The sequence below is a fragment of the Cohnella herbarum genome, assembly GCF_012849095.1.
Classification (GTDB): Bacteria; Bacillota; Bacilli; order Paenibacillales; family Paenibacillaceae; genus Cohnella; species Cohnella herbarum.
Genome location: NZ_CP051680.1, coordinates 4,396,563 through 4,420,052 on the forward strand (window position 1 = coordinate 4,396,563; position 23,490 = coordinate 4,420,052).

Sequence of the window (23,490 nt, forward strand, 5' to 3'; positions counted from 1 at the left end):
ACGCTATCGGTTCAGAGCATCTTTTTCATTTCATAGTACTTGGCTTTTTTCTCATCGCCGCGTTCCCTATGAAACTGAATCAGAATGTTCAAGGCATTGTCGAACGTTACATCGTACGGTTGCTGTATGCTCAACGTCCATGAATAAAGCTTGTTTTCAAATAACATACCTTTGTACAGCTCCACCATTTGCTCGAGGATTTCTATTTTACTCTTATCTTCATAATAACTTTTACTCAAGCGATCGAACTCCAACAAATCCACTTTGATATCTTCGATGTTGAGCCAAATGTTCCCGAGTCTGCTCTTGATCAAATGATGGATTCCCAAAGATTCGAATCGCTTCTTTAAGTTATATTGCGTCGTGTATAAGTTTGCATAACCTTTATTCGTCTCCAAATCGGGCCACAAGTCATTAATGATCCGTTCTCTGGACACGTACTTGCCATTCATGCCTAACAAATAGGCGAGAAGCTCTTCCGTTTTTTTGGTTCGCCAATTGTCGTCGATCAATTTCCCGTCGATAAATACGGCAAAATCGCCAAAACACTTCATCTCGATTTTGTGTCCCATGCCGCTTTTGCTTCTGATCTTTTTGATTTTTTCCAATGTGACATAAAGCTGTTCGTACTTCACCGGCTTAACGAGAAAATCCAACGCTTTAGTTTCAAGAGTGTCCGACACATAGGCATGGTGAGCGCTTGTGAACACAAAATCCATTTCCGGTCTCTTTTTGAACATCATCCCGAGCAGGGTTATGCCATCGATCTCCGGCATTTCGATATCCAGTAAAGCAAGGTCGGGCTGTATGCTGCTTATTTCTTCCAAGGCTGTTGCAGGATCTTCATACATCGCAACGACTTCGATATCCGCGATTTTCTCCAACTTGCTTTTCAAGTTCCTCAGCGCATAATATTCGTCGTCTACAATAATCACTTTCATGGCTGCTCCTTAATGGATACGTCAAAACGAACCGAAGTTCCTTTACCCTTCTCGCTAACGATTTGAAGCTGCGTTCCATACTCCGCCTTAAGCCGCGCGTTTATGTTGGCAAGCCCAATGCCCTTGTTGGACGAAAATTCTAGCAGTTTATATTTGTCCGCGTCTTCAATGCCGACGCCGTCGTCTTCTACCGCTACCAAGTAGCCGTGTTCAAACTCCTTAGCCCTGATCGTGACTGTTCCAGCAATTTTCCTTTTACGTATCCCGTGTTTAATCGCATTTTCTACCAAGGGTTGAATAATCAAGCGCGGCACCTTCAAGGGAATGCCCGGATCAATATCATAGTCGACGACGATTTTGTTCGGGAACCGGGCTTGCTCAATGCGAACATAAAACTTGACCGCATCCAATTCCTCATGGATAGAAATATATCTTTCCGAATTGCCGTAATCGAATATATTTCTGAGGTAATGGGATAAATCGTTGACCAAGTTTCCCGCTTTTTCTTTGTCTTCCGCAATAACCCCTTCTATCACGTTCAAGGTGTTGTGAACAAAATGCGGATCCATTTGCGCCCGTATGAAAGCAAGCTCAAACTGCCTGGATTGAATTTCGGAATTCTCGAATAAGATTTGATTGCGTCGCTTCTCTTCATTTAACTCATTTATGATTTCTGCGAGGGACAGGGCGAAAGCGGTAGCAGAGACACAAGAAATGAAAAATAAGTAATAAATCATAATGTAGCTTTGAGGCAGCAGTCCGAAAACCATCAAATCGAACAAGATTATCGACAAAATAAACAAGAGCCACGCCGTTATAAGCTGCTGCGAACGAATGGTTTTATTCCTTATTCCTGTATACATAATAATAAAATACAATACATACACCACAGAAGATGCACCCGCACCAAATCCTCCCAGCTCTTTACTGACGAAAAGAAACAGCAATAAATTGATAGGGAAGTAAACAAGGAGCAACTTTAAACAAAAATCGATCTTGGGGAACCTCGTTCGGGTGTGAAAAATCGCTCTCATAAAAATAACGATAGCAAGCGACATGAGAATGCCGATGCCCGCGGAATATTCCGCAAGCCAATAGGCATACTTGAACCCCGTGATGTTTAAGAGTCCCGTCGTTGCCGCGTTCCACAAAAAGGTAGTTAGAATAAAAAAGCAGTATTTGATGAAAGTTTTGTTTTTTATGGCTAAGCCCATGATCAGATTATAAAAAAACAATGCCGCCAAAACGCCGAATAAGATGCCTCCTACCCAGACATTTAGCATGCTTGTCTTCCTAAATTGATCGTCATTGACGAATTGGACAATAAAGTTCTGTCCGTATAACGATTTGCTTGTCATGTATATGTACTGATTATGATCAAACAGAGGCGGGATTTTGAATGCGGGGTGTACAAAGCCGATCTCATCGGAATTGCTCTTATACGCGTATCCGAAATGCTCGGTTACGTAATCGTTGTTTGTCGGGAGGTAAATCGTTGCATCTTCAAAAAGAGGGTTGTTTATTGTAAGGTAATTGATTTCATCCGCGTTATACCGGTTTACTTTTATTTTGAACCATAATCGGACCGAAGAATAGCCAACCTTGGAATTGTTGCCGGGCAAAGCTACGAATTGATCGCTGGCTTTAACATCGGACAAAGTCATGTTTCCCGAATGGTCTTGTAGAATTTCCATGCTGATATCATCTTTGGATTTGTTCGCATCCTGAAAGTAAATGATGAAAACGAGTGCGGTGCAAATCGATATGGCTAAAATAATGGTCATGAATTTCATTGAAAATTTAGTAGATTCCGATCTCATAACCATACTCCCCAGTAAACTCGAACGGTGTCGGCTCTTGGAGAAATTTTACCATGGTTACCTCCATCCTACAATCTGATCTCGATGCGCTACGGACTCATGATTCGTATAATCCCACTGATAAGTCTATTCACAATAACGAAAGGCAATCTTAAGACTTGGAAAATAAAGTCCTAGACTGCCTCTTGTTATTAAACTATCGTTCCCCGTTTATCGTAATCTACTTAGGAGACTGGGTCATCTAACCGTCTCGTAAACGAGGCCTATGGCTCCAGAATCAAATGTCTTGTTTTCGATAAGCTTAAGATTGATCTTCTCCTTGACACCTTGGAATACCGGCAACCCGCTGCCGATCAGGACGGGAGATACCGTAATTTTATATTCATCTATTAAATCAAGCTGCATAAGGTAGTGTGCGAACCTGGGACTGCCCAGGATGACCATATCCTCGCCTGGCTGCTGTTTGAGTTTCTTGATCTCTTCCGCGACATCTTCTTTCACCAGTCTGGAATTGCTCCATTCGACTTTCTCCAGCGTTGTGGAAAAAACGATTTTGGCTGTCTTTTCGATCCACTCGGCATGATTTCGTTCATACTGCGAAGCTGATGGGTTCGAAGGCCGTCACCGGATATTTCATTGAATTATTCTCTCTCGTCAGCTTAGCTCCAGTTGCATAACCACATCATTTTCAGTCGGCCATCAAATGATCGTTCGGACTATGAATGGAACAAACCAATTTGTGCGTCGGCATGGCACAATAATACCAGTAATATTCAGTTTTCTTTTTGACTTCGTGAATTTGCTCCCCGAGCAATGGACTACAATCCCTCTACAAACAAAATATCCTGATGATCTAATTAAGCATCATCAGGATTATTCTAGCGGTACCATATTAACATTCGTACAAGACTTTTTTACTTGTTCCACATACGTTCACAATGGGACTCTAAGCGGCCATTCACCGACTAGTTGTTCCGCAGCCCAGCGTACTCTGCGTTTCAGATATTGATCTTTCTTATGCTTTATTTGTATGATTTCAATTATTTCATTTTTTTCTCTAGCAGGGAGAGATCGAATACTATCTAACAAACTCGTCATTCGTTAAAGAGGCTTGGATAGATGGAGAGTTTAAGACGGCATTTCGCTAAAAGCCAATTAGATCGCAGTTGAATCTGCCTCTTAGAGCAATAATCGTTTCCCAAGAAGGAAGGCATACGCCGCGCTCAATATCACTGAGAGTTCCTTGTAATACGCCAATGCGGACAGCAAATTCTTTCTGGTTCAAGTCATTCGACTATCGAATATATCTAACCTTTCCCCTAGGTTCACCTGTATCAGCTCCAAAAAACAAAAATACCCCGTAATTGAAATAATTACGGGGTACGCTCATGATGTCTGTTTTTCGAGAGTAAATGCTGAAACACCCAGCAGTCTAATACTTTATTTTGATTGAACATTTGACGTGGCCACACGTGAAGTCGCAGGATATCACGCAGATATTGAAGGTAACTCTTGGATGAATGGAGCATTAATGGGAGACCATGACGCGCTGATAGACATTTTTGGGCACCTGCCACACGGGGATTTTAGACTTGAATACGACATTAGCCGCATGGATATCGTTCCACGCGTTATATTCCGGATCTCCCTGCGGATACGCGCCTCCGCCAATCCAGATCACGGTCAATCGATCAGCGATTCGAGGTTCTATCAACAAAGCGGAAGCCATATCCGTAAGTGGACCTAAGATCGTAACGAATAAGGGTCGCGGATCTTCGGCCATCGCTTCTCTAATGATGAACTCCGCTCCGGCGGAGGGAACAGGCGTCGATTCATCCGGAAGTGCCCGCGGGGCTCCTTTAAATACGAGATTGTTACTGTCGATCTTCATGAGACCGAATAGCTTAATGATCTCTTCGTAGCTGTCTTCCATGCTCGTGCTCGATCTCCACTCGCCGAAATGGGCCGCAATAATCCCTCTATTATCGAATTTCGGACTAAGAAGAGCATGAACGATCGCATACTGATCGTCCGCTTCGTTTTTGGCATCCGTGTCCATAATCATCCGAATCATTTTAGGGTTCGGAACCGTGTAGCTGTACTTATCGTAGATCACATGCATCCTCCTCACGGTTTTTACTAGAAATTCGTCACTCCGCTGAACTCGCCTTTTCGATATGGGAACGTAAACCGATAACTTCCTGAACAGACATGCAGGGCATGTCCATTGTCGGTTTGTTCGATATGGCTCAAATCTTTGATTTGATAAATTTGCTTTCCATTATCCATAATCTCGTCACAATTACTTGCCGGAACATGTATTACAGCTGTCGTATTTGCAGGGATCGTTACAGCCATCTCAACACTTCCCTCCTGGTGTTTTTTCCAGGAAACAGTTATGTTGCCGTGGACCGAGTTGTATGATGCCTCAGCCCATGAAAGGTGTTCGCCGATTTGCGGCTCAATCCGTATTTTTTTGTACCCTGGCTCTAATAAGTCGATTCCGCCGACGACCCGATACAGCCAGTCGCCGATCGCGCCGTAGGCGTAATGATTATAAGAGTTCATGGCATCGCTCCAGAACGTTCCGTCCTGTTTGATGCCGTCCCAGTGCTCCCAAATGGTCGTTGCGCCTTGAACGACGGAGAACAGCGAGGACGGATACTCCTTCTGAAGCAGCAGTCGGTAGGCCAGGTCCGTGTAGCCGAATCGCGAAAGCACTAGGTTCAGGTACGGCGTGCCCACGAATCCCGTCGTCAGGTGCGTTCCGTTCTCTTCGATGTGCTCCGCCAGCATTCGAGCTGTCCGCGACCGATCCTTTTCATCCAGCAAGTCGAACATCAAAGCCAGCAGGTAAGCGGTCTGGGTCGGAGAAGCGACTCGACCGTTCGGAGTAACGAATTCCGTCCGGAAAGCCGACACGATCTTAGCATGCAATTCGATATACTCTCTTGCATCATCGGTTTTACCGAGCACTTCAGCCGTTTTCGATAACAGCTCGGTCGAGTAAGCGTAAAAAGCTGTGGCGATCAAGTCTTTAGGCGTCGCGCCTGTGTAACTGTTCTCTTTCGCATCCAGCCCAAGCCAGTCGCCGAAGTGGAACCCGGTGTTCCATAAATATTCGTTATCTCCTTGCTTACGAATGTACTCGACCCAAGCTTTCATGCTCGGATATTGGGTTTCTAGAATACGGATATCACCATAGCACTGATAAATCGTCCACGGACAAATAACGGCCGCATCGCCCCATGCAGAGGAACCGTAGCCTGACACCGGGATATCGGGAATGACGTGCGGCACTCTGCCGTCTGCTTCTTGGTCGGCCGCTAGTCCTTTAGCCACTTCTCAAAAAAGGGAACAACATTCATGTTATAAGCCGCGGTACGAATAAAGACCTGCGCATCTCCGGTCCAGCCCAATCGTTCATCTCGTTGCGGGCAGTCCGTTGGAATATCGAGGAAGTTCCCTTTCTGACCCCATATAATATTGTGCTGTAGTTGATTAACCAGATCGTCCGAGCAGCGAAAACTTCCGGTTGGTTGTCCCAACCGCGGACCCTAAAATAATACCGCGTGTGCGATTGCAGGTCAGGTCCTTGATATTAAATATGAGTATTTCGATCCGACTCGACTTTCCCGGAGTCCCATACGATCGCAGAAACGAACCCGGCATCATAGGCAACTTGGACTTGATATGCGGATTGAGCGAACCCCCTTGTATCTGAGCTGATCTGCCAACTAAGACGGGGATGATAATCATCTATTCCGAGTGAAGTCTTTCTGTAATTTACCCGAAGGTTGTACACTGTAAAATGGGTCATTCAAATCGCTCCTTAAGGTCAATGCGACTTATAATCGAACCAGTCAAAGTATGCTGGAACTGTGCAGTGACGACCATTTCCCGTTGCATAGAGGCCGATATACACGCCCGTGAAGCCGCCGGCTACTTCGGTGGATAGCAATGAACATTCAGCAGTGCCAAAGGGCATACGCTCCCCGTTTGGTTCGGCATAGAAAAAGGAATACGTTGACGGATCGGCTTCCAATCCGAGAATAACATCCGAGTCTTCCACCGCTGCTTCGAACTCGACTTTCCATAAGGAACCGATCCGACGCCGTAAAATTACTTTGCGGCCTGTATCTGAATTGTAGGTTAGCGCGATCTCATAATGGAATCGTTCATTCATGTACACGGTCAGTCCGGCTTCTTCACCTTCCCGAACCGGATTGAAGCTGAGCAACGTTGAAACGGAACAATTGAAATGCTGCTGCCGCCTCCCGACGAAAGCAGGAGAGCCAATATCATTTAAGGTAGTCGCTGAACCGTGAAGGGTGAGCCAGCCCGGTCGTTCTTCAAGGGACCATTCTCCTGCCTGCGGATTCCTCAAGAAGTTCCAACAAAGCTGAAGCTGATTGCCTTCGAACTCATTTTTATCGATCAGAGATGCTTCAGCCCCGACAGGCAACTTTTCCGTTACCTTACCCCCATCTCCAATAACGGGCCATCCTTCTGCGGACCAAGTAACCGGAGCAAGAAAAGTTTCCCTGCCCAGGTGATGATGTCGCCCGACAAAGGGAACCGACACCGGGCGAATGCCTAAGAATACTGCCCACCAGCTACCGTCTTCTAGTTGTACGAGATCTGCGTGTCCAGTAGCTTGAATCGGATGGTTCGTGCTCCGGTGGCTAAGTATCGGATTACCGGGGTTGCTTTCGAATGGTCCGTAAGGCGAGTCTGCACGTGCAATGGTGACCATATGCCCGTATTCGGTTCCACCTTCCGCAATCATGAGGTAATACTTCCCATGAACTCGGTACATATGCGGCCCCTCCGGCGCTTGGCCGCCTGTTCCATTCCAGATCAAGCGACGTTCGGTCAGAAGTTGTCCCGTTTCGATATTAATCTCCGCTTGGTAAATACCATGCGGTTCGTTCGTTCCAAGTTCATTCGTACCTGATAGATACACTCGCCCATCATCATCGAAGAATAATGAAGGATCTATACCCGACCAATCCAACCAAATCGGGTCGGACCAAGGCCCGTCCGGCGTTTCCGACCATACGTAAAAATTGCGTCGGCTGTTCATGTTTGTCGTGACCATAAAGAACCGGCCCTGATGGAATCGAAGAGTTGGCGCGTAAATTCCCATCGAGCTTCTACATCTCTCCAGATCCAATTGACTCTCTCGATTCAGACAATGACCAATCTGTTCCCAATGAACAAGATCCCGACTATGGAAGATCGGTACCCCAGGAAAGTATTGAAAGGAACTGGTGACCAAATAATAGTCGGTGCCTACTCTGCATATGCTCGGATCTGGATAAAAACCCGGTATCACCGGGTTGACGTATTGCCCAACTATAGATGACATTTGGTCTCTAGCCCCTTTCTCCTACATTTGCATCTTTTTTCGCTTGAGCCGATAGACCGTCCAGGCTTTAATAGGTAAAAGGTGATTTGCTTCAATTTCCTTGACCGTCAACCTATCTTTCTCGATGCAGTTCCATGCATCATAAACGATAACATCGTATTCCGGGCGGCTCCCATCATAAGAACCGAACCAGAACCCTTTGCCTGGCAGGTCATATCGGCAAAAGAACAGGTATTCATCTATTCCCCTGTTCAAAGCGAAATAATGGTGACCATCCGTATTTGCCCAATCTCTATTCATGTCTTGATAGGCACAAGATTCGAGGATCTCTTTCATGAATTTGAGTCTTGGAGCACTATCCCCGATCAACGTTCCTCCATAAGACCAAAATAGATCGGTCTCATTGCCGTCAACCTTGAACACTTCGCCATGCGATGCATAGCATCCAGCCATCGCGGACAGCCAGTGGCGAAATAGAGTCGTTGCTCCGTCGCTGTTCCCCCACTCGTCCTTGATATTGCCTTCATATTGATACTCGTCGTTCACGATCGGTTTCTTATAGTGATGCTTTAACTCCGAGAGGAGCGTATAGGTATCAGGATGTTGAATCGATACGTGGCTCAGCCAGTCTCGGTCCGGATAGATGTGTCGCATCGGCAGATTATGGACGGAGATAGGATGTCCGTGAGGGTCGTTGGATTTGATAGTCGTGCCGATGAGATCCCAATCTTTACGATCCGTCCTCGAGCAAAACATACCCTCGGGCGTGCTAGAGATATCGTACTCATTGGCTAACGACCACCATACATTTCGATAAGCCGCGAGCCTGGAAATGAGGTAGTTGACATAGAAGAGATCGTCAGCTTGCCGCATACCTGAATCGATCCCCCAAGTATCATACGGGTGAAATAAGATGACATCTGCTTCAATTCCCAGTCTCATCAAATCCATAACCCGCTCCTCAAAGTTACGGAAATACTCGGGTACGAGTGTCTGAAAATCGAATTCGTTCGGTTTGCCGGCAAAGGGGAAAACCGGAGGATCATAGTCTACATTTACATCCATGAGCAGCCCGCGATAATACTTCGGAAAAACAAGCATCCTAATTTTGTTGAACCCGTACTTGGCAAACGATTCGAGCGTTCGCAGTCTAACTTCTTCCGGACGGTAGGTCCATGCGTAAGCGGTTGTTCCCATGACGAAGAAAGGCGTTCCGTCCGCATAGTTGAAGTGTACTCCGTTTACCTGAACAGGACCGTGATTTCCCTCCGAAGGCATTGTGGAAGTGAAATGGCCTTCAAGTCCATTAAACCTGTCCACGTTGGAATGGATTTGAAACCGGTAGTTGCCTGTTGTTTCCGGCATGAATCGGATTCGCCATGTGGTTCCACCGTCATAAAAACCATTTACGCGCTTAAATTCATCTCCAATTTTGAAGGTAGCTTGCAACCATATATCACGAAAGGGGTTTCCCCCTAAATTAGAGAACTGCAGCTCGATCTCGAAAATATCCCATTGTTCGACCTGTTTTGAATATTTCATGAGTTTTGTCCCCTCTCGCTATCACCGAGTCTCCTGGCTAATTGCGAACAGTTCAAGTTTGGCGTACATATCTTCCAGAAGAAATCTTGTGTCGACCTGGCGGTATACTCGAATCTTCCGCTCGTCCTGGTAATGAATATAGCGCATGTCGTCCGTGATTCGCGGAGCCGGTCTCATATCGTAATCGAATGCCTGATCATCCAGAATCAGACTGACTATCGGGGAGTCACCTAGACTCCATGACTCTCCCCGCGGCCAACCGTCCGCGTTCTCGTCATTAAAGCGAACCAATTGCTCGAACAAATACTTTCCAATCTCGCCGTGCGGCTTAACTCTTCTCTCTAGTTCTGCCAGGCTTACTCGAACGCTTGCGTAAACATTTTGAGGAACTTGCCATAAAGGAATCCGTGATTTAAACACCACATTAGCTGCGTGGATGTCGTTATTCAAATTGAACTCCCAATTCCCATTCGGATACGGACCACCTCCAATCCAAATGACAGTCAGCTTCTCCTCGATCCGCGGTTCCATCAGATAGGCGGATGCCAGATCAGTTAAAGGTCCTAGGAAAACGATAAATAGACGTTGCGGATCATCGGACAGCGCTTCTCGAATAATAGCCTCTGCACCTTCTGAGACAACAGGCGTTTTTTCGTCCGGCAATGCCCTTGGAGCTCCTTTATAGACTGGTACGTTGCCTACATCCCCTATTAGACTCAATACATATTTTGCTTCGGCATAGCTCTCTTCCATTGACTCCGTTGTCCGCCAAGTTCCGAAATGCGCGGCAATGATCCCTTTGTTAATGAACATTGGGGTGAGCAGTGCATGAACAATCGCATATTGGTCATCCGCCTCGTTCTTGACGTCGGAGTTTATAAGAAGCCGCACCCGTTTACGTTCTGGTACCTGAAAAGATAATGCCACTTCTATTCCTCCCTAGTTCGTTTCATTAGTAGCAATGCAAAATCAATTTGTGCATGCCTATAGCCTGAATTATCCCTAGTTCCCCATCGTACTTATTTGCTTATCGTCACATCCGCAAAGAATCCCCTCGTTTTGCCATCGATAAACAAGTCTTCGGAGATATGGAAAGATCCTGTGACTCGAATATCTCGCGAAGATGAACCAACCCATACATCCATATTTCCGGACTCGATTTTCCACCGCATATTCGCATCCAGAAAGGCGAACTGGCTCATTTCCATCTTGAATTTGGCCGTCTTCTTCTCTTTAGGCGCTAAGGGAATCCGGGCAAAGCCGGCCAGCTCCAGCACTGGGCGGACCATGCTCGCATATGGATCTCGGACGTAAAGCTGCACGACTTCCTCCCCATATAAGTCTCCGGTATTCTCCACGTCAACCGATACGCGAAGTGGCTCATGCGGGGCATAAGATTTCTGTTCGATCTGCAGGTTCGAATAAGCGAACGTGGTGTAAGACAGCCCATGCCCGAAATAATATCTCGGCTCGCGGGGACAATCCACGTAGCTTGTAAACTCGTTAGCTGTACCGACGTGATAGCTCGAACCGTTGTCATGGTTATAATAAATCGGAATCTGTCCTGCATTGTAGGCAACCGATACCGGTAATCGTCCGGCTGGATTTGTATCCCCGAACAGCACGCCAGCAATTGCTTCTGCACCATATTGCCCCGGATTCCAGGCCTCCAGGATCGCGTCAGCATGGAGGTCAGCCGCATCGCTTGAAATCGGCCTTCCGTCGAAATGAATTGCGACCGTCGGTTTGCCGAGTACAGCCAACTTCCGAATGAAGCTCTCCTGACACTCGGGCAGCCCAATGTCTGTTGCGTCGATACCTTCCCCTGTCGTACATGTCATGCCCCATCCATGCTTGCCCCCTAGCGTAAGAATCACCAAGTCGGCTTCCGCAGCCGCCACAAGAGCTTCTTCATGTTTGGACGTATCGTTACCTGCATAGGCATACCCGTAGGCGTGCGCGAACTCGGCCTCCGGACATGCAAGAGACAACTGTTCGAATAAACTACGAGTACCCGGATAGTAACTCCGGACGATCTCTTCGACTTTGGCAGGCTCAATCTGAACGAGACTCCCCGGGTAAGCATAACTGTCCCGCAGAGTACCAAATTCCTCTACGCTTAGATTAGAAATTTTCTCGAAATCGACGCCAGCCATCGTATTTCCCATGCCCAACATGTTTTCTGCCAACGTAGCGAAGGTGTAACCACCGAATAACGATCGTACGGAGGATGCATGATGCCCGATTACTGCAATTTTCTGCCTAGTGTGCTTTAAGGGGAGCACTCCGTTATTCTTCAGCAATACGAGAGACTGCCTTGCCACTTCCCCCCCAACCCGCTTGTTGAGGGGATCGACGAAGATCATTTCCCTTTCGTATTTGCCCATCGGAAATGGCTGTTCGAACAGGCCTAATTTGAATTTGGCAATGAGCACTCGGCGAACGGCGTTATCCAGTGCATCCATATCAATTTTGCCGTCCCGGATCCGCTTCATAAGCTCATCGTTATAGCATGCTTTGGCTGGCAGTTCTATGTCCATTCCGGCCAGTAACGCTTGCTCACCGGCATCCGTCTCGCTCTCGCAAAGCTTTAATCTTGTATGCAACTCCAAAATCGACGTGTAATCCGACACGGTCACGCCGTCGAATCCCAACTCTTTGCGAAGGAAATCGGTCATAATTGCTCTGGAACCCGCAACCGCTTCCCCATCGATCGAACTGTAGGTATTCATGACGGACTTCAAGCCCGCTTTTGTGATCGCTGCCTGAAATGGTTTGGCGTATACCTCACGAAGTGCTCTCGGCGGAATCGGTGTCGAAGCCGCATGGATACCGCCTTGTGTCGCATGATAGCCTAGAAAATGTTTGGCACAAGCCAATGCCCCTTCTTTGAGATTCCCGCTGTTCTGAAGCCCTAATACATATGCCGCCCCCATCGCGGCTGCCAGGGTAGGGTCCTCCCCATATGTTTCCCCCTGGCGACCAAAGCGAGAATCTCGTGAAATGTCTAGAACCGGAGCGAAAGCATGGGTAGCACCGACGGCACGTACCTGACTACGGATTACACTCGCCAACTTATGCTGCAAGCTCGGATTCCACGTCGACGCTTGACCGATACCGGAAGGGAATACAGTCGCATCCGGCATAAGACCACCTGTCAACGTCTCAATGTGAAAGATCGCCGGGATGCGATGACCGCTAAGATCCATGATCTTCTGTTGAACTTGGGTCACTTGATTGGCAACCTCTTCACGATCGCGAAGCTGACCGACAAACAGCATGGACACTTCACCGGCTCCATGCGGATAATCCTTCTCAAGCTGCTCGATTGGGTCTTTCCCCGGCAAAAAACCGACGATTTGGCTCATTTTCTCTTCCAGGCTCATTCGACTAAGCAAATCTTCCGCACGATCAATAGCTGGTAGCGAGGGATTCAGGTATTTGGCGTCTATCATTCGTAATCCTCCAATTTCCATTCGTCATGCCAATCCAGGTACGCCATCTCTCCATCGAACCGAACGGGAAGCCATACGTAAGTGGAGACTGATGTATCGACGGCAAGATCGTCGTGGTGGTCCTCGGTAGGAACATAATCGGTCTCCGGATCGAAGATTGCCCGGAACTGCTCTGCCGTCTTACGGTATTTATCTCCGTTACCGAACGCTTCGCCCCCCAACTCTGGAAGATTCGGGATCCACCGGTCAGCCAAGGCGATATATAGATCCTTCTTAAAAGGATGTTTGAAAACTGACGTAATTTGCGAATTGTACGACGTACAAGAAGTGTCCTGCGCATGTGGATTGCCCAAAATATTCCACGAGCCGTGGAACGTCTTCGCGCAGGCGACCTCGGAAGGGTTTGGATGATACCCCGTCGTGCCGGACGTAAACAGATAATGCAGCCCTTTCCGATAGAAATAAGCCGGTGCCTCACGTACATAGGGAGGCTGAATCTTCGGAAAGTGCGTCGAATAATAGCCCGTGACGTCGGTGTAATCCGCCGTTAGGTCTGCACAGATCAATTCACTATGCACTCTCTCGAAGTAATAGTAGGCTTTGCCATCTGGACTGATGATCAAGTCGAAGTCGCCGGCGCTCATATTCAATGGACGAAGATCTCTTCTCTCCATTGTATAAGGTCCCAGAATATGATCTGCGGTCAACACCGTCGACTCCTGCGTTCCGGCCTTTTTCATGATTTTCAACCAGCAGACGAACTTGCGGGTCTTTTGATTGAAAATTATGTGTGGCCTATCCATATACTGAGTAGGATGCAGAGGCGAAGACTCGTCCTCCAAGTTTGGGGGGATAATAAGGCCTTTGTCCTCCCAATTGTACATATCTTTAGATGCATAGCACCGGACTCCCCAGTGCCAGATTCCGCTTCCAGGCTTCGTCTTCTCCTTGTTCTCTCCGAACCAATAAAAAGTATCACCGACGGTTATGATTGAGCCCCCATGCGCCTGAATCGGTTTCCCCTCGGTGTCCAGCCACATTTGACCTGGACGTATCGAACTATATTTCATCAAATGACTCACCTTCTCAAGATATATAAAGTAAGAAAATGGTGTTTTCTTCTTCCTTATTGATACAAACAATCCCCCTCCGTATCCAGAAGGGGATCCCTTACTCCTTCACACTACCCAGCACAATCCCTTTCATGAAGAACCTTTGCAGGAACGGATATACCATTAGGATCGGAAGCGCTCCGAGAAAGATTTGCGCCGCTTTGAACGTACGCTCATCGATTTCCGCCAACATTTTTAGGTTGTCGAGGTTACTGATCGTAAAGTTCTTCACAATAACGATGGTCTGCAGATAGCTCTGCAGCGGATAGTGATCCGGTGAGTTCATGAAAATGAGACCGTCAAACCAAGAATTCCAATGCCCTACAGTCGCAAACAACGTAATCGTCGCCAAAGCGGGCAATGACATCGGAACATATATTTTCCACAAAGTTGTCCAATGGCCGGCCCCATCCATGAAAGCAGCCTCTTCCATCTCCTTTGGCAAACCGCGAAAGAAATTGAGCAACAGGATGACGTTGAACACAGGCACTGCTCCAGGCAGCACCAACGCCCATACGGAGTCGAGTATGCCAGTGTATTTTACTGTCATATAGAGCGGAATGAGTCCGCCGTTGAACAGCATGGTGAATACGAACACCCAAGAGTAAATCGTACGACCACGGAATTTATGAATCTCTTTGGACAGCGGATAGGCCACCAACACCGTTAACACCATGTTGACAGATAAGCCGATAACCACGCGTTCCAATGTCACAAGAATGGCGCGGAAGAACTCCTTTTTCTCCAATACGTATTCATACGAAGACAATGTGAAGTCAACCGGCCATAACTTGACCATACCGGCGGAAGCCGCAGCGCTCGAACTAAACGATATCGCAAGCACATGAACAAGCGGCAAAATACACATTATTGATAATATCGTCAAAAATAAATAATTGGAGCCAAAAAACAGCCTACGACCGAACGTATCTCTTTCTATCATGTTGTTGTCTCCTCTCTCTCTCTCCGTCAGAATATCCGGTAATTGGCTAAGCGATAGGCCAGGAAGTAGGAAACCGAGAGTAGAGTCAACGATACTACTGATTTAAAAAGTCCCACAGCGGTTGCCACACCATATTGCGCATCGACGATTCCGATACGATATACGAATGTATCGATAATGTCGCCGGTCTCATATACTTGCGGGCTATATAGATTGAATACTTGATCGAAACCAGCATTGAGCACTTGCCCCAAAGCTAATGTTGATGTCAATATAATGATTGGAGCCATACCTGGCAAAGTGACGTAAAGCGTTTGCTTCCATCGACCAGCTCCATCAATTACAGCTGCTTCGTAGAGCGCCGGGTTAATACCTGTCAGCGCAGCAAGATATACGATCGTGTTGAAACCGAATTCTTTCCACACATCAGAGATAACAAGCACGTAACGGAACCATTCATTGCTTCCTAGGAAATAAACCGGATCGAAACCGAACCACTTTAGCAAATCGTTAACGATCCCGTTCGAAGGGGATAAAATATCGATTAAGATGCCCCCGAGAATAATCCAGGACAAGAAGTGAGGCAAATAAATCAACGTTTGTACACTGCGCTTAAACAGTTCTTTACGCACTTCGTTCAACAACAACGCGACTGCAATTGGGACAATCAACCCTACAATGAGCTTCATAACCGCGATGATGAGGGTGTTCTTGACGACTTGAATCGAACCCGGCAAATCCAACACGTAGCGGAAATTTTCCAGTCCGTGAAAAGGTGAATGGAAGATTCCGAGCGCAGGATTGAAGTCCTGGAAAGCAATGACGACTCCCAATATTGGCCCATAGCTGTAAATGATGATTAACAGCAATGCCGGCAATATCATAAGATGCAGAGGCCGTTGTGACAGCCTCGCCGATTTCGAACGTATGCCGGCACTCGGATCCAGTAAGGCCGACTCCTGTTTAGTATGCTTCAACATAGGTGCTCTTCCTCTCCTGATCAGTTAACCAGAGTCTGTCCGCGGAGCGGACAGACTCTAGCTGTAACTGACTTATCGGGCTTTGTACCACTCGTTGGCTTCTTTCGTCATATCATCTCCGCCGAGCTTCTTCCAGTTCTCAACGAATTTATCGAATTTATCAAGAGAATCGCCCATAATAATCTTAGTGAACGTCTCCAATTCCAACTTCTGAAGCGTTGCATCGCGCTTCAACATCGTATCCGTCGATATCGCTGCGAAAGCATTCGGCTGTAGCATGTTATTGTTCACGTATTGATCGATCACGCTGAATGAGGAGTTTTCCGGAGCAAAGACGCGATCAAGCGCCCAGTCAATCGGCTTCATTTCTTCACCATTCAACTTCAACATGACACTTTCGTAAGCGCCGCGCTGTTCATTTGTGATCACCGATGCATCTTTCTTTCCTTCAACGACTTCTTTGACTAGCCTGTGCGTATTCAGATTCTTCTCCGGCTCTGCCGTATAGATGGAGTACATCCAGCGTTCTATGCCATCTTCGCCCGTCGCCAGTTGTTTTACTTGATCAAGCGTGTAGCTCGTACCGTAATTGACTTCAAAGAACAGATTGATCATCTTAATCAACGCTTCTGGGTTCTTGGCATTTTTCGTTACCGCAAGATATTGTGGATTACCGAGTGCAATACCCGAAACTTCCGGTTTAGCCGGTTGACCATCCACAGACGCGAGAGGGAACGCCTGCCACTCGGCGTTCGGATCATTCGTCTTAATATCGTTCATTATGATTGGAGCCGACATTTGTCCATAGAACAACCCGATCTTGCCAGCAACGATCAATTCCTTCTCCTTAGCCCAGTCCTTCACGCCGAATTCGCGATCAATATAACCTTTCTTGTACAGCTCTTGCAGCTTGCCTAACGCCACCTTAACTTCTGGTTGGATGCTGCCAAAGGCAAGATTACCATTACCATCTTCAACCCAGTTGCCCGTCCCTACATTGCGCGGATAAGCATGATAGCTGTTAAAGAAGCCCTCCAACCCTGCGAAGAATCCATATAGATCCTTGTTCAATGCAATTCCGTATGTGTCCTTCTTGTTGTTGCCGTCCGGATCCCGGTTTACGAAAGCATCCATGATAGAGAAGACGTCATCCATTGTCTTGGGTGCTTCCAAATTTAGTTTTTTCAACCAATCAGTTCTGACCCAAAGCAGAGGCACGCCGTTGTAAATGGAACTGACGCTCGGAATCGCCAATAACTTTCCATCGAACGTTGCGGATTCAAGCGCAGTCGTTCCTGATGACGTCAAGATGTCCTTTGTCATAGGCGAGGCATATTTTTCGTAAATATCAGTTAGATCCGCCAACTTTCCTGCATCCGCCAATTGCTTCAGTTGCGTGGCGTTAAGTGGCACAATGTCCGGTAGGCTGCCTGAGGCGATCGTTACGTTCATCTTTTGTTCGCCTTGACCACCCGGCTCGTCTCCTGTGACTGCCCATTCATTCTTGAGCTTAATACCCAATACTTTCTCATATTCTTTAATCCACACATTGTCGTCGATCGTTTCTCCATTTATGAACTTGACCGTGTTACTTAAAATCCGCACCGTAGATACATCAATCGGCGGATCGTATTTACCCAGTGGATCCATTGTCTCAGTCGCCGCAGGCGATGCCGCAGACGTTGACGTCGCCGCTGGCGAGCTCGCCGCATTCGAAGAGGACGATTCGTTATTGTTATTGGAGCTGCATGCGCTTACGACCAGGCTGGAACCCATAATTACGGATAACGCCAGCAATCCCGCACGTTTTTTCATGCGTTTGTTCCCCCCTATTGTGAATGTAAGAGATCTCTCGAGACCAAGTATATAGAAGCGCACTTAGACCGTATATGAGACTCTCTTTGGATTCTGAACTTCCCTTTGTATCTTCCTTTCAGCTACTCAACAGAGAGTCTGCTACGGAACTCTTGCGGGGTAACACCGACATGTTTCTTGAAAAAACGGGTGAAGTATCCAGCTGTATCAAAGCCTACTGCAACGGCAATCTCCTGTACCTTGGCATGAGATTCAGCCAATAAGCTTTTCGCACGATCCACCCTGAGCTCCGTGATATAGTCTGATATGTTACGCCCTGTAGATATTTTGTACAGGTTTGATAAGTAAGAAGGATTCAAGTACACGGCGTCTGCAAGGACCGTAAGCGACAAATCCTCGTCCAGATGTTCTGCGATATATCGATTTAGTTTCTGAATCATGCGATCTGTCCGCTCATCCTGTTCTCGTTTTCCGTTCCGGATAAGATAACTACCCAAATCATTCAGAAATTGAACGGCCTGTTCTTTAGTTTGATGCGCATTGACATCAAGCAACTTTCGTGTCGCATATTCGGCATCAGCGTCCACCGCATCGCCGCTTCGATATGTCTTATTCCATTGATTAAGCAGAATAACGGCAACGGAATAATAGGTCTGAGCATATACGCTGAATCGATTCGGAATCCGTCGGAACAGATCGCCCAACAATTCTCGTAGAGATTGTTCGTTTCCGGTCTCGATCGCGTTCTCGATTCGAGATAAGACTTGACCGGAGATATCTACTGTAGCGGCGGGATTTTCCACCCCTCGGAAGATAAGAATCATTTCTTCCCCGTTGCCGAGTCCAAGAATAAGATTATGCTTGAGAAGATTGAATGTTCTTACGACATCCTTCCACCCCACCGGTCTCTCAGAACTGATAAATGATACAGGCAAATGAAGCATAGCATTACACGATTGTTGAATGCTTTCCAGCGTGCCCTGGACGAACCGCGCCGTTTCGTCCATATCGATATCGGACGAACCCTTCGATTGAATAAACCATACAAAATATGAGCCGCCCAGCATAACAGGGAGCATTACTACGCGATCCATGTACTCCTCTGCGATGTTCTGGACGGCATAAAGCAATAACGTCTGATCAGACAAAGTGTATTCCTCATTCCATCGGTCAACCCGGCCGCAGACAAGAATGACATTTGACTCTGGGTCGAGCGACGTATCCAATTCCTTAAGACTAAAGCCGTGATTTTCGTGCACAAGTTCACCTTGCTCCAACATGGACATAAACCATTCTCGACGTAACATCGGCAACATACCTTTTAATTGGCCTCTCGCGCGGATCAAAGCGTTCTCATTCCGCTGGTCCTCCTGAATTGCGCTCATTGCGCGGCGAATGCTCTCCACGATCGCTTCGTCGCCCTCCGTCTTCAGGATATAGTCGACGCCACCGCTTCGCTGCGCTTGCTGAGCGTAATGGATATCGCTAATGCCCGTGAGGAAGATTACTTTGCACCGCGGCCAGCGAGATTGTATCCATTGTTGCAATTGCAACCCATCCATCTCCGGCATCCGTATGTCACTCAGAACGATATCCATCTTCGTGCGGGACATCCAACCGATCGCATCCTCCGCGGAATACGATCGGTAAATGTCCATATTAAGGTCCGGCAAGTCGTTAAGCATCTCGTAGAGCCCGTCAACGGTAAAAGGCTCGTCATCAACGATGAGTACTCTAAGCATGTGACGAAGTCTCCTTAAGAGGGATAACAAGAACGATTTTAAGTCCACCAAGCGTTCCGCGGCTTAACTGAAGGCCGGCCGAACCGCCATATTTAATCTGTAATCGCCTATGCACATTGATCATCCCCGTAGTCGTCGTAACGTCACTGTCATTGAGCAGTGCTTTCAGTCGAGCAACTTGCTCCTCCTCGATGCCTCCGCTGTCTTCGACTCGAATGTGCAATTCAGAGTCCTCAATATGGAAGTCCACCTCAAGCTGCCCACCTTTCGCCCTTTTCTCCAACGAATGGACGAAGGCATTTTCGATGATTGGTTGCAGAATGAGTCGCGGCACTAAGATTTGCTCCGCTTGCTGCGGCAATTCAGCAAATTTAATCTCGATGCGGTTGGAGAAGCGAATCGACTGTATTTCCGTATACGATTTCGCGTGAGCGACCTCGCTATCCAGTGAGACTTCTTCGGCACCGTCTCTCGTAATGAATTGGAAATACTCGCCTAAATGTTTCGTTACTTTTTCAATATTTTCGTTCCCCTCCTGTCTCGCCATTCGATACAGAATAAAGAACGTATTATATAGAAAATGCGGATTTATTTGTGACTGCAGATGCCTCAATTCCGCTAAGCGTGCGCGATATTGTTGTTCGTAAACTTCATGAATCAGTCGCTTGAGCTCTTTCACAGTCGCATTTAGTCGTCTGTACAAATACCCGAACTCGTCTTTGAACGGATAATCGATGGAGAGTTCGAACTGCCCCTGCTCGATTTTCCGGAACGAACGGACAAGTACCTTAAGTGGGCGATGAATGAGGCGATACATTCCGAATGAGAACGCAATAATAATCAGTACAGATGCTGCATACATGGCGAACATCCAATAGCGATAGCGCTCCAGCGGCTTCTCGACCAAATCAGACGGGACCATCATGATTAATTTCGTGTTATAAGAATCGGACCTTTCACTGGCGATCAGATATTTGACGCCGTCGAGAACTATCATTTTGGACGGTTCCTCCTCCAAAGTATCCTCTTCCATGGGCGAAAGAGCAGCAAGCTCGTCTTTACTCGGTTTCCTAGCGCTGGCGAATGTCGACCATGCCATTGTATTGCTAACAAGTACCGCCAAGCTGTCATCCGGAGTAAATTGCTTAAGCTTTGACGAAATCTCGGCATTCGATATTTCTACAGCAAGCAGAAACAGTGGAGAATTGTTGACGAATCCATACGGGACGCAGATATAGACTCGGTTGTTCCAGAAGGTGAAAGGTGAATTTAGGGGATCAGCCGGTTGAGACAAATCCCGGAACATCTCATCGTCGAATTCGGTGATCGCGTTCGCATTGGATGCTACGGTCCTATCCATCATCGGAATAAAGGCCATCGCGTTGTCGATAAAACTGCTTGATCGTTTCAATAGGTCCAATCGTTTTTTCAAACGGAGCACCGATTCGGTACGTTCGATGTCGGGCATAATCTCCGAAGTTGTACTGAGCTTCATTAAATCCTCGTCGTTCATATACTCCCGCAGCATTGTAATCGCTCGTTCGAAATCGCTGTCCAGAATGTCCATGTACAATTCAACGCGCGAAGATAACGATTTCGATATCTCTTCGCGGACAATGCCTGCTCCGGACTCGTTCATTCTTAACCCTACAAAGAAAAGCGGCGTCAATACCACCAGAAACGTAAGAGCGATCTTCGGGAGTATCGGTAACGAACCTAACGTTCGGATTAATTTCATGTGCTTCCGCCCCAATGAATAATGGATAAAGGGAAAGCCGGAATCGGCTTTCCCATAATGATTTGTTACGAAACCTTATTCATTTTGCGAAATTATTCCAATCCGCACAAGTGATCATTCGTTAGAACTTGGATGGCTCGTGCACGACGACTCGAACGCGGCCCAGGTTCTGGATATTCGCGAAAGGCGTTTTCGTATCGCCTTCACGTTGAGATGTCGCCCGAATGGACGGGAAGTAAGTCCCTGGCTTCGTATAAGTGTATTTCACTGAAACCCCCACCGTCTGATTGGGGTTTCCGAACGACGACGTCTTGAATTTGCCAGTTCCAAGGAAGTCCCATTCCGTACGCACGACCTTGCCAGCCTTCGTCGGAACTTGAATTTTGGCCACGAACGTCACGGTCTGGCCGGCTTCTATATCAATTCGAGAGCCACCGTTCACAGTCAGGTCGACGACAGGTTGGATACCCTGGCGCGAAGAGGCGTTCTTCGACACTTTGAGCTGGTTGTCCGTCAAGTTATAAAGAGTCGATTTCGCCGGCACTACGCCTTTCTCTACCCACGCACTCACGTCCCGAAGAGCCTGCTGGACAATTCCGTCGAACTGCACAAGACGTGCCGTGCGGGGGCCATTCTCAATGTGATCCGCATTATCGTTGTACCAAAGCCGGAAGTTGTCGTCATATCGCTCGCCAAGATATTGTTTGACTTTCGCGCTGTACCAATCCGCATGCCACGGGTAAGCGTCGGTGTCAAGCAAGTTTGCAACGACAATGACTTTGGTTTGAATCTTGCCGGTGAACGATTCGCCTCCAGTAACACTTCCGCCAATGAGCGGCCCAATCTCCATGGGGCGCTGCGGGTAAAGCGGATTTCCGTCAGCTGCTCGGAACTGGTCCCATCCAGAGAAACCAGCCTGTTTCGGAACCTGATGACGATGGTAAGATGTCAATGCAAGGTTCCAAAGGTTATCGATTTGCAGCTTAGCGCCGGTCTCGATCGCTTTTAACGCGCTTGAGGTGTTACCGCTTCCCAAGGTGAGTAACTTCGTGGATGCATTCAGGGAACCCGTTAACAGACCAACCTTCGTACCATCGGCATTGTAGACAGTATAGTCCAACTTAAATTTTGATTGTTGAGTCGGCAAGTTTTCGAGCACGAAGCTTGTTGGTTCGTTCTGTGCATTTCGATTGACTTGCCCAATCTTTGTGGAAAAGTCGATCTTAGCGGCGCGGAACAGATCGACAAGGGCAGACTGCTCCGTGCCAAGATATCCCGGCTTACTCCAGAAGTCGTCTGCGTAAGTGGAATCGATCATTCGAACCGTACTTCCAAATCCTAAAAGACCATCTGCATCATTCAATCCGAGCACATATGAATAATCCTCCCAAGCTCGCAACGGCACGCCTAGCTTCGTAACCTCAAGCAGTACCGCCTGTTCCGTTTTATTGAGTACGGCGTATGGGTTTCCGCTGCCACCAGGGCTCACTGCATCCGCAATCAAGGGCGCTTTGTCTTCCAGCACGAAGCGCGCAAATGCCCTTGCGAAGAAGTTGTTCGGGATTGCTGTGGGTGCACCAGGGATATACGGTACGGCGCCGTCCCAGACGCCCGAAGTATTCTCGATCGCGCCGATCGTCTGATAGGAACCGCCGCTGCCACCGTAAATATATCCATAGATCCGTTTGGACGTGCCATAGTACTTCGCCGCGACGGTCTTGGAGAACTTAACCGCGGCCGCATCGACCCTATATCCGCCTCCGCCGTTCGTCTGCACGGTGTACGCCCCACTGTCCGCGCCAAAGCTGATAGTTACGTCGGTGGCGTTCTCATCCTGGAGCGGATACACCAGATTGAACAACCGACCCTGCCATTGTTTCTTGGGCGGAAAGTAGAAGTTGAACTTCTTATCCGTCCCCTCGAAGTGACCCGTAACCTTGTGATGTGGGACGGGAACGGTCTCATCGCTCTGACTGTCGATGATGGGACGATTGTAGAGCGGATCGACACATTCAGCAGTCACCCATACTG

16 protein-coding genes and 2 pseudogenes are annotated in these 23,490 nt (G+C 47.6%); all 18 read right to left on the minus strand.

Annotated elements, in window-relative coordinates; all coding sequences use genetic code 11:
• Positions 1 to 11: 11 nt before the first annotated feature.
• The 18 genes and pseudogenes from HH215_RS18655 to HH215_RS18735 all read right to left on the minus strand — a co-directional run bounded on the left by HH215_RS18655 (position 12) and on the right by HH215_RS18735 (position 23,482).
• Positions 12 to 941: a response regulator gene (locus HH215_RS18655; protein WP_169281279.1), complete on the minus strand. Its 930-nt coding sequence runs from the start codon at positions 939 to 941 to the stop codon at positions 12 to 14.
• Positions 938 to 2,761 carry a histidine kinase gene (locus HH215_RS18660; protein WP_169281280.1) on the minus strand — a complete coding sequence of 608 codons (1,824 nt, stop codon included), beginning with the start codon at positions 2,759 to 2,761 and terminating at the stop codon, positions 938 to 940. The genes HH215_RS18655 and HH215_RS18660 overlap by 4 nt, the downstream gene beginning before the upstream one ends.
• Positions 2,762 to 2,998: 237 nt before the next feature.
• A pseudogene (locus tag HH215_RS18665) lies at positions 2,999 to 3,379 on the minus strand (dihydrofolate reductase family protein); the annotation flags it as partial.
• 526 nt (positions 3,380 to 3,905) lie between these two features.
• Positions 3,906 to 4,046 (minus strand): helix-turn-helix domain-containing protein, encoded by a 141-nt coding sequence (locus HH215_RS37060; RefSeq protein WP_169281281.1) that lies wholly within the window; start codon positions 4,044 to 4,046, stop codon positions 3,906 to 3,908.
• Positions 4,047 to 4,289: 243 nt separating this feature from the next.
• Positions 4,290 to 4,877, minus strand: a complete 588-nt coding sequence (locus HH215_RS18675) for a nucleoside hydrolase (protein WP_254450145.1) — start codon at positions 4,875 to 4,877, stop codon at positions 4,290 to 4,292.
• A gap of 23 nt (positions 4,878 to 4,900) precedes the next feature.
• Positions 4,901 to 6,303 (minus strand): annotated as a pseudogene (locus tag HH215_RS18680) (alpha-L-rhamnosidase-related protein); the annotation flags it as partial.
• A 59-nt stretch (positions 6,304 to 6,362) separates the two neighbouring features.
• Positions 6,363 to 6,581 carry a glycoside hydrolase family 78 protein gene (locus HH215_RS37185; protein ID WP_445662474.1) on the minus strand — a complete coding sequence of 73 codons (219 nt, stop codon included), beginning with the start codon at positions 6,579 to 6,581 and terminating at the stop codon, positions 6,363 to 6,365.
• An 18-nt stretch (positions 6,582 to 6,599) separates the two neighbouring features.
• Positions 6,600 to 8,132, minus strand: a complete 1,533-nt coding sequence (locus tag HH215_RS18685; RefSeq protein WP_169281282.1) for a glycoside hydrolase family 43 protein — start codon at positions 8,130 to 8,132, stop codon at positions 6,600 to 6,602.
• Between the two features lie 21 nt (positions 8,133 to 8,153).
• A complete protein-coding gene (locus HH215_RS18690; RefSeq protein WP_169281283.1) occupies positions 8,154 to 9,674 on the minus strand; it encodes a DUF5060 domain-containing protein in 1,521 nt (506 codons plus the stop codon).
• Positions 9,675 to 9,695: 21 nt separating this feature from the next.
• Positions 9,696 to 10,601, minus strand: a complete 906-nt coding sequence (locus tag HH215_RS18695; protein ID WP_169281284.1) for a nucleoside hydrolase — start codon at positions 10,599 to 10,601, stop codon at positions 9,696 to 9,698.
• Between the two features lie 92 nt (positions 10,602 to 10,693).
• Positions 10,694 to 13,129: a glycoside hydrolase family 3 N-terminal domain-containing protein gene (locus tag HH215_RS18700; RefSeq protein ID WP_169281285.1), complete on the minus strand. Its 2,436-nt coding sequence runs from the start codon at positions 13,127 to 13,129 to the stop codon at positions 10,694 to 10,696.
• The gene (locus HH215_RS18705) at positions 13,126 to 14,199 is read right to left on the minus strand and encodes a family 43 glycosylhydrolase (protein ID WP_169281286.1); all 1,074 of its coding nucleotides are present in this window, start codon (positions 14,197 to 14,199) and stop codon (positions 13,126 to 13,128) included. The genes HH215_RS18700 and HH215_RS18705 overlap by 4 nt, the downstream gene beginning before the upstream one ends.
• A 100-nt stretch (positions 14,200 to 14,299) precedes the next feature.
• Positions 14,300 to 15,184 (minus strand): carbohydrate ABC transporter permease, encoded by an 885-nt coding sequence (locus HH215_RS18710; protein ID WP_169281287.1) that lies wholly within the window; start codon positions 15,182 to 15,184, stop codon positions 14,300 to 14,302.
• Between the two features lie 26 nt (positions 15,185 to 15,210).
• Entirely contained in the window at positions 15,211 to 16,164 is a 954-nt protein-coding gene (locus tag HH215_RS18715) for an ABC transporter permease (protein WP_169281288.1), read from the minus strand.
• A 72-nt stretch (positions 16,165 to 16,236) separates the two neighbouring features.
• Positions 16,237 to 17,979: an extracellular solute-binding protein gene (locus HH215_RS18720; protein WP_169281289.1), complete on the minus strand. Its 1,743-nt coding sequence runs from the start codon at positions 17,977 to 17,979 to the stop codon at positions 16,237 to 16,239.
• Between the two features lie 122 nt (positions 17,980 to 18,101).
• The gene (locus tag HH215_RS18725) at positions 18,102 to 19,721 is read right to left on the minus strand and encodes a response regulator transcription factor (RefSeq protein ID WP_169281290.1); all 1,620 of its coding nucleotides are present in this window, start codon (positions 19,719 to 19,721) and stop codon (positions 18,102 to 18,104) included.
• Positions 19,714 to 21,459, minus strand: coding sequence for a sensor histidine kinase (locus HH215_RS18730; RefSeq protein WP_169281291.1), 1,746 nt, complete (start codon positions 21,457 to 21,459; stop codon positions 19,714 to 19,716). The genes HH215_RS18725 and HH215_RS18730 overlap by 8 nt, the downstream gene beginning before the upstream one ends.
• A gap of 121 nt (positions 21,460 to 21,580) precedes the next feature.
• Complete coding sequence (locus HH215_RS18735; protein ID WP_254450146.1) at positions 21,581 to 23,482, minus strand: PKD domain-containing protein; 1,902 nt, start codon at positions 23,480 to 23,482, stop codon at positions 21,581 to 21,583.
• Positions 23,483 to 23,490: the final 8 nt, after the last annotated feature.

What these genes read in the sequence shown, in the direction of transcription:
- HH215_RS18655 (WP_169281279.1), bottom strand. Translation starts at nt 941, where the DNA reads ATGAAAGTGATTATTGTAGACGACGAATATTATGCGCTGAGGAACTTG.
- HH215_RS18660 (WP_169281280.1), bottom strand. Translation starts at nt 2,761, where the DNA reads ATGAGATCGGAATCTACTAAATTTTCAATGAAATTCATGACCATTATT.
- HH215_RS37185 (WP_445662474.1), bottom strand. Translation starts at nt 6,581, where the DNA reads ATGACCCATTTTACAGTGTACAACCTTCGGGTAAATTACAGAAAGACT.
- HH215_RS18685 (WP_169281282.1), bottom strand. Translation starts at nt 8,132, where the DNA reads ATGTCATCTATAGTTGGGCAATACGTCAACCCGGTGATACCGGGTTTT.
- HH215_RS18690 (WP_169281283.1), bottom strand. Translation starts at nt 9,674, where the DNA reads ATGAAATATTCAAAACAGGTCGAACAATGGGATATTTTCGAGATCGAG.
- HH215_RS18700 (WP_169281285.1), bottom strand. Translation starts at nt 13,129, where the DNA reads ATGATAGACGCCAAATACCTGAATCCCTCGCTACCAGCTATTGATCGT.
- HH215_RS18705 (WP_169281286.1), bottom strand. Translation starts at nt 14,199, where the DNA reads ATGAAATATAGTTCGATACGTCCAGGTCAAATGTGGCTGGACACCGAG.
- HH215_RS18710 (WP_169281287.1), bottom strand. Translation starts at nt 15,184, where the DNA reads ATGATAGAAAGAGATACGTTCGGTCGTAGGCTGTTTTTTGGCTCCAAT.
- HH215_RS18715 (WP_169281288.1), bottom strand. Translation starts at nt 16,164, where the DNA reads ATGTTGAAGCATACTAAACAGGAGTCGGCCTTACTGGATCCGAGTGCC.
- HH215_RS18720 (WP_169281289.1), bottom strand. Translation starts at nt 17,979, where the DNA reads ATGAAAAAACGTGCGGGATTGCTGGCGTTATCCGTAATTATGGGTTCC.
- HH215_RS18725 (WP_169281290.1), bottom strand. Translation starts at nt 19,721, where the DNA reads ATGCTTAGAGTACTCATCGTTGATGACGAGCCTTTTACCGTTGACGGG.
- HH215_RS18730 (WP_169281291.1), bottom strand. Translation starts at nt 21,459, where the DNA reads ATGAAATTAATCCGAACGTTAGGTTCGTTACCGATACTCCCGAAGATC.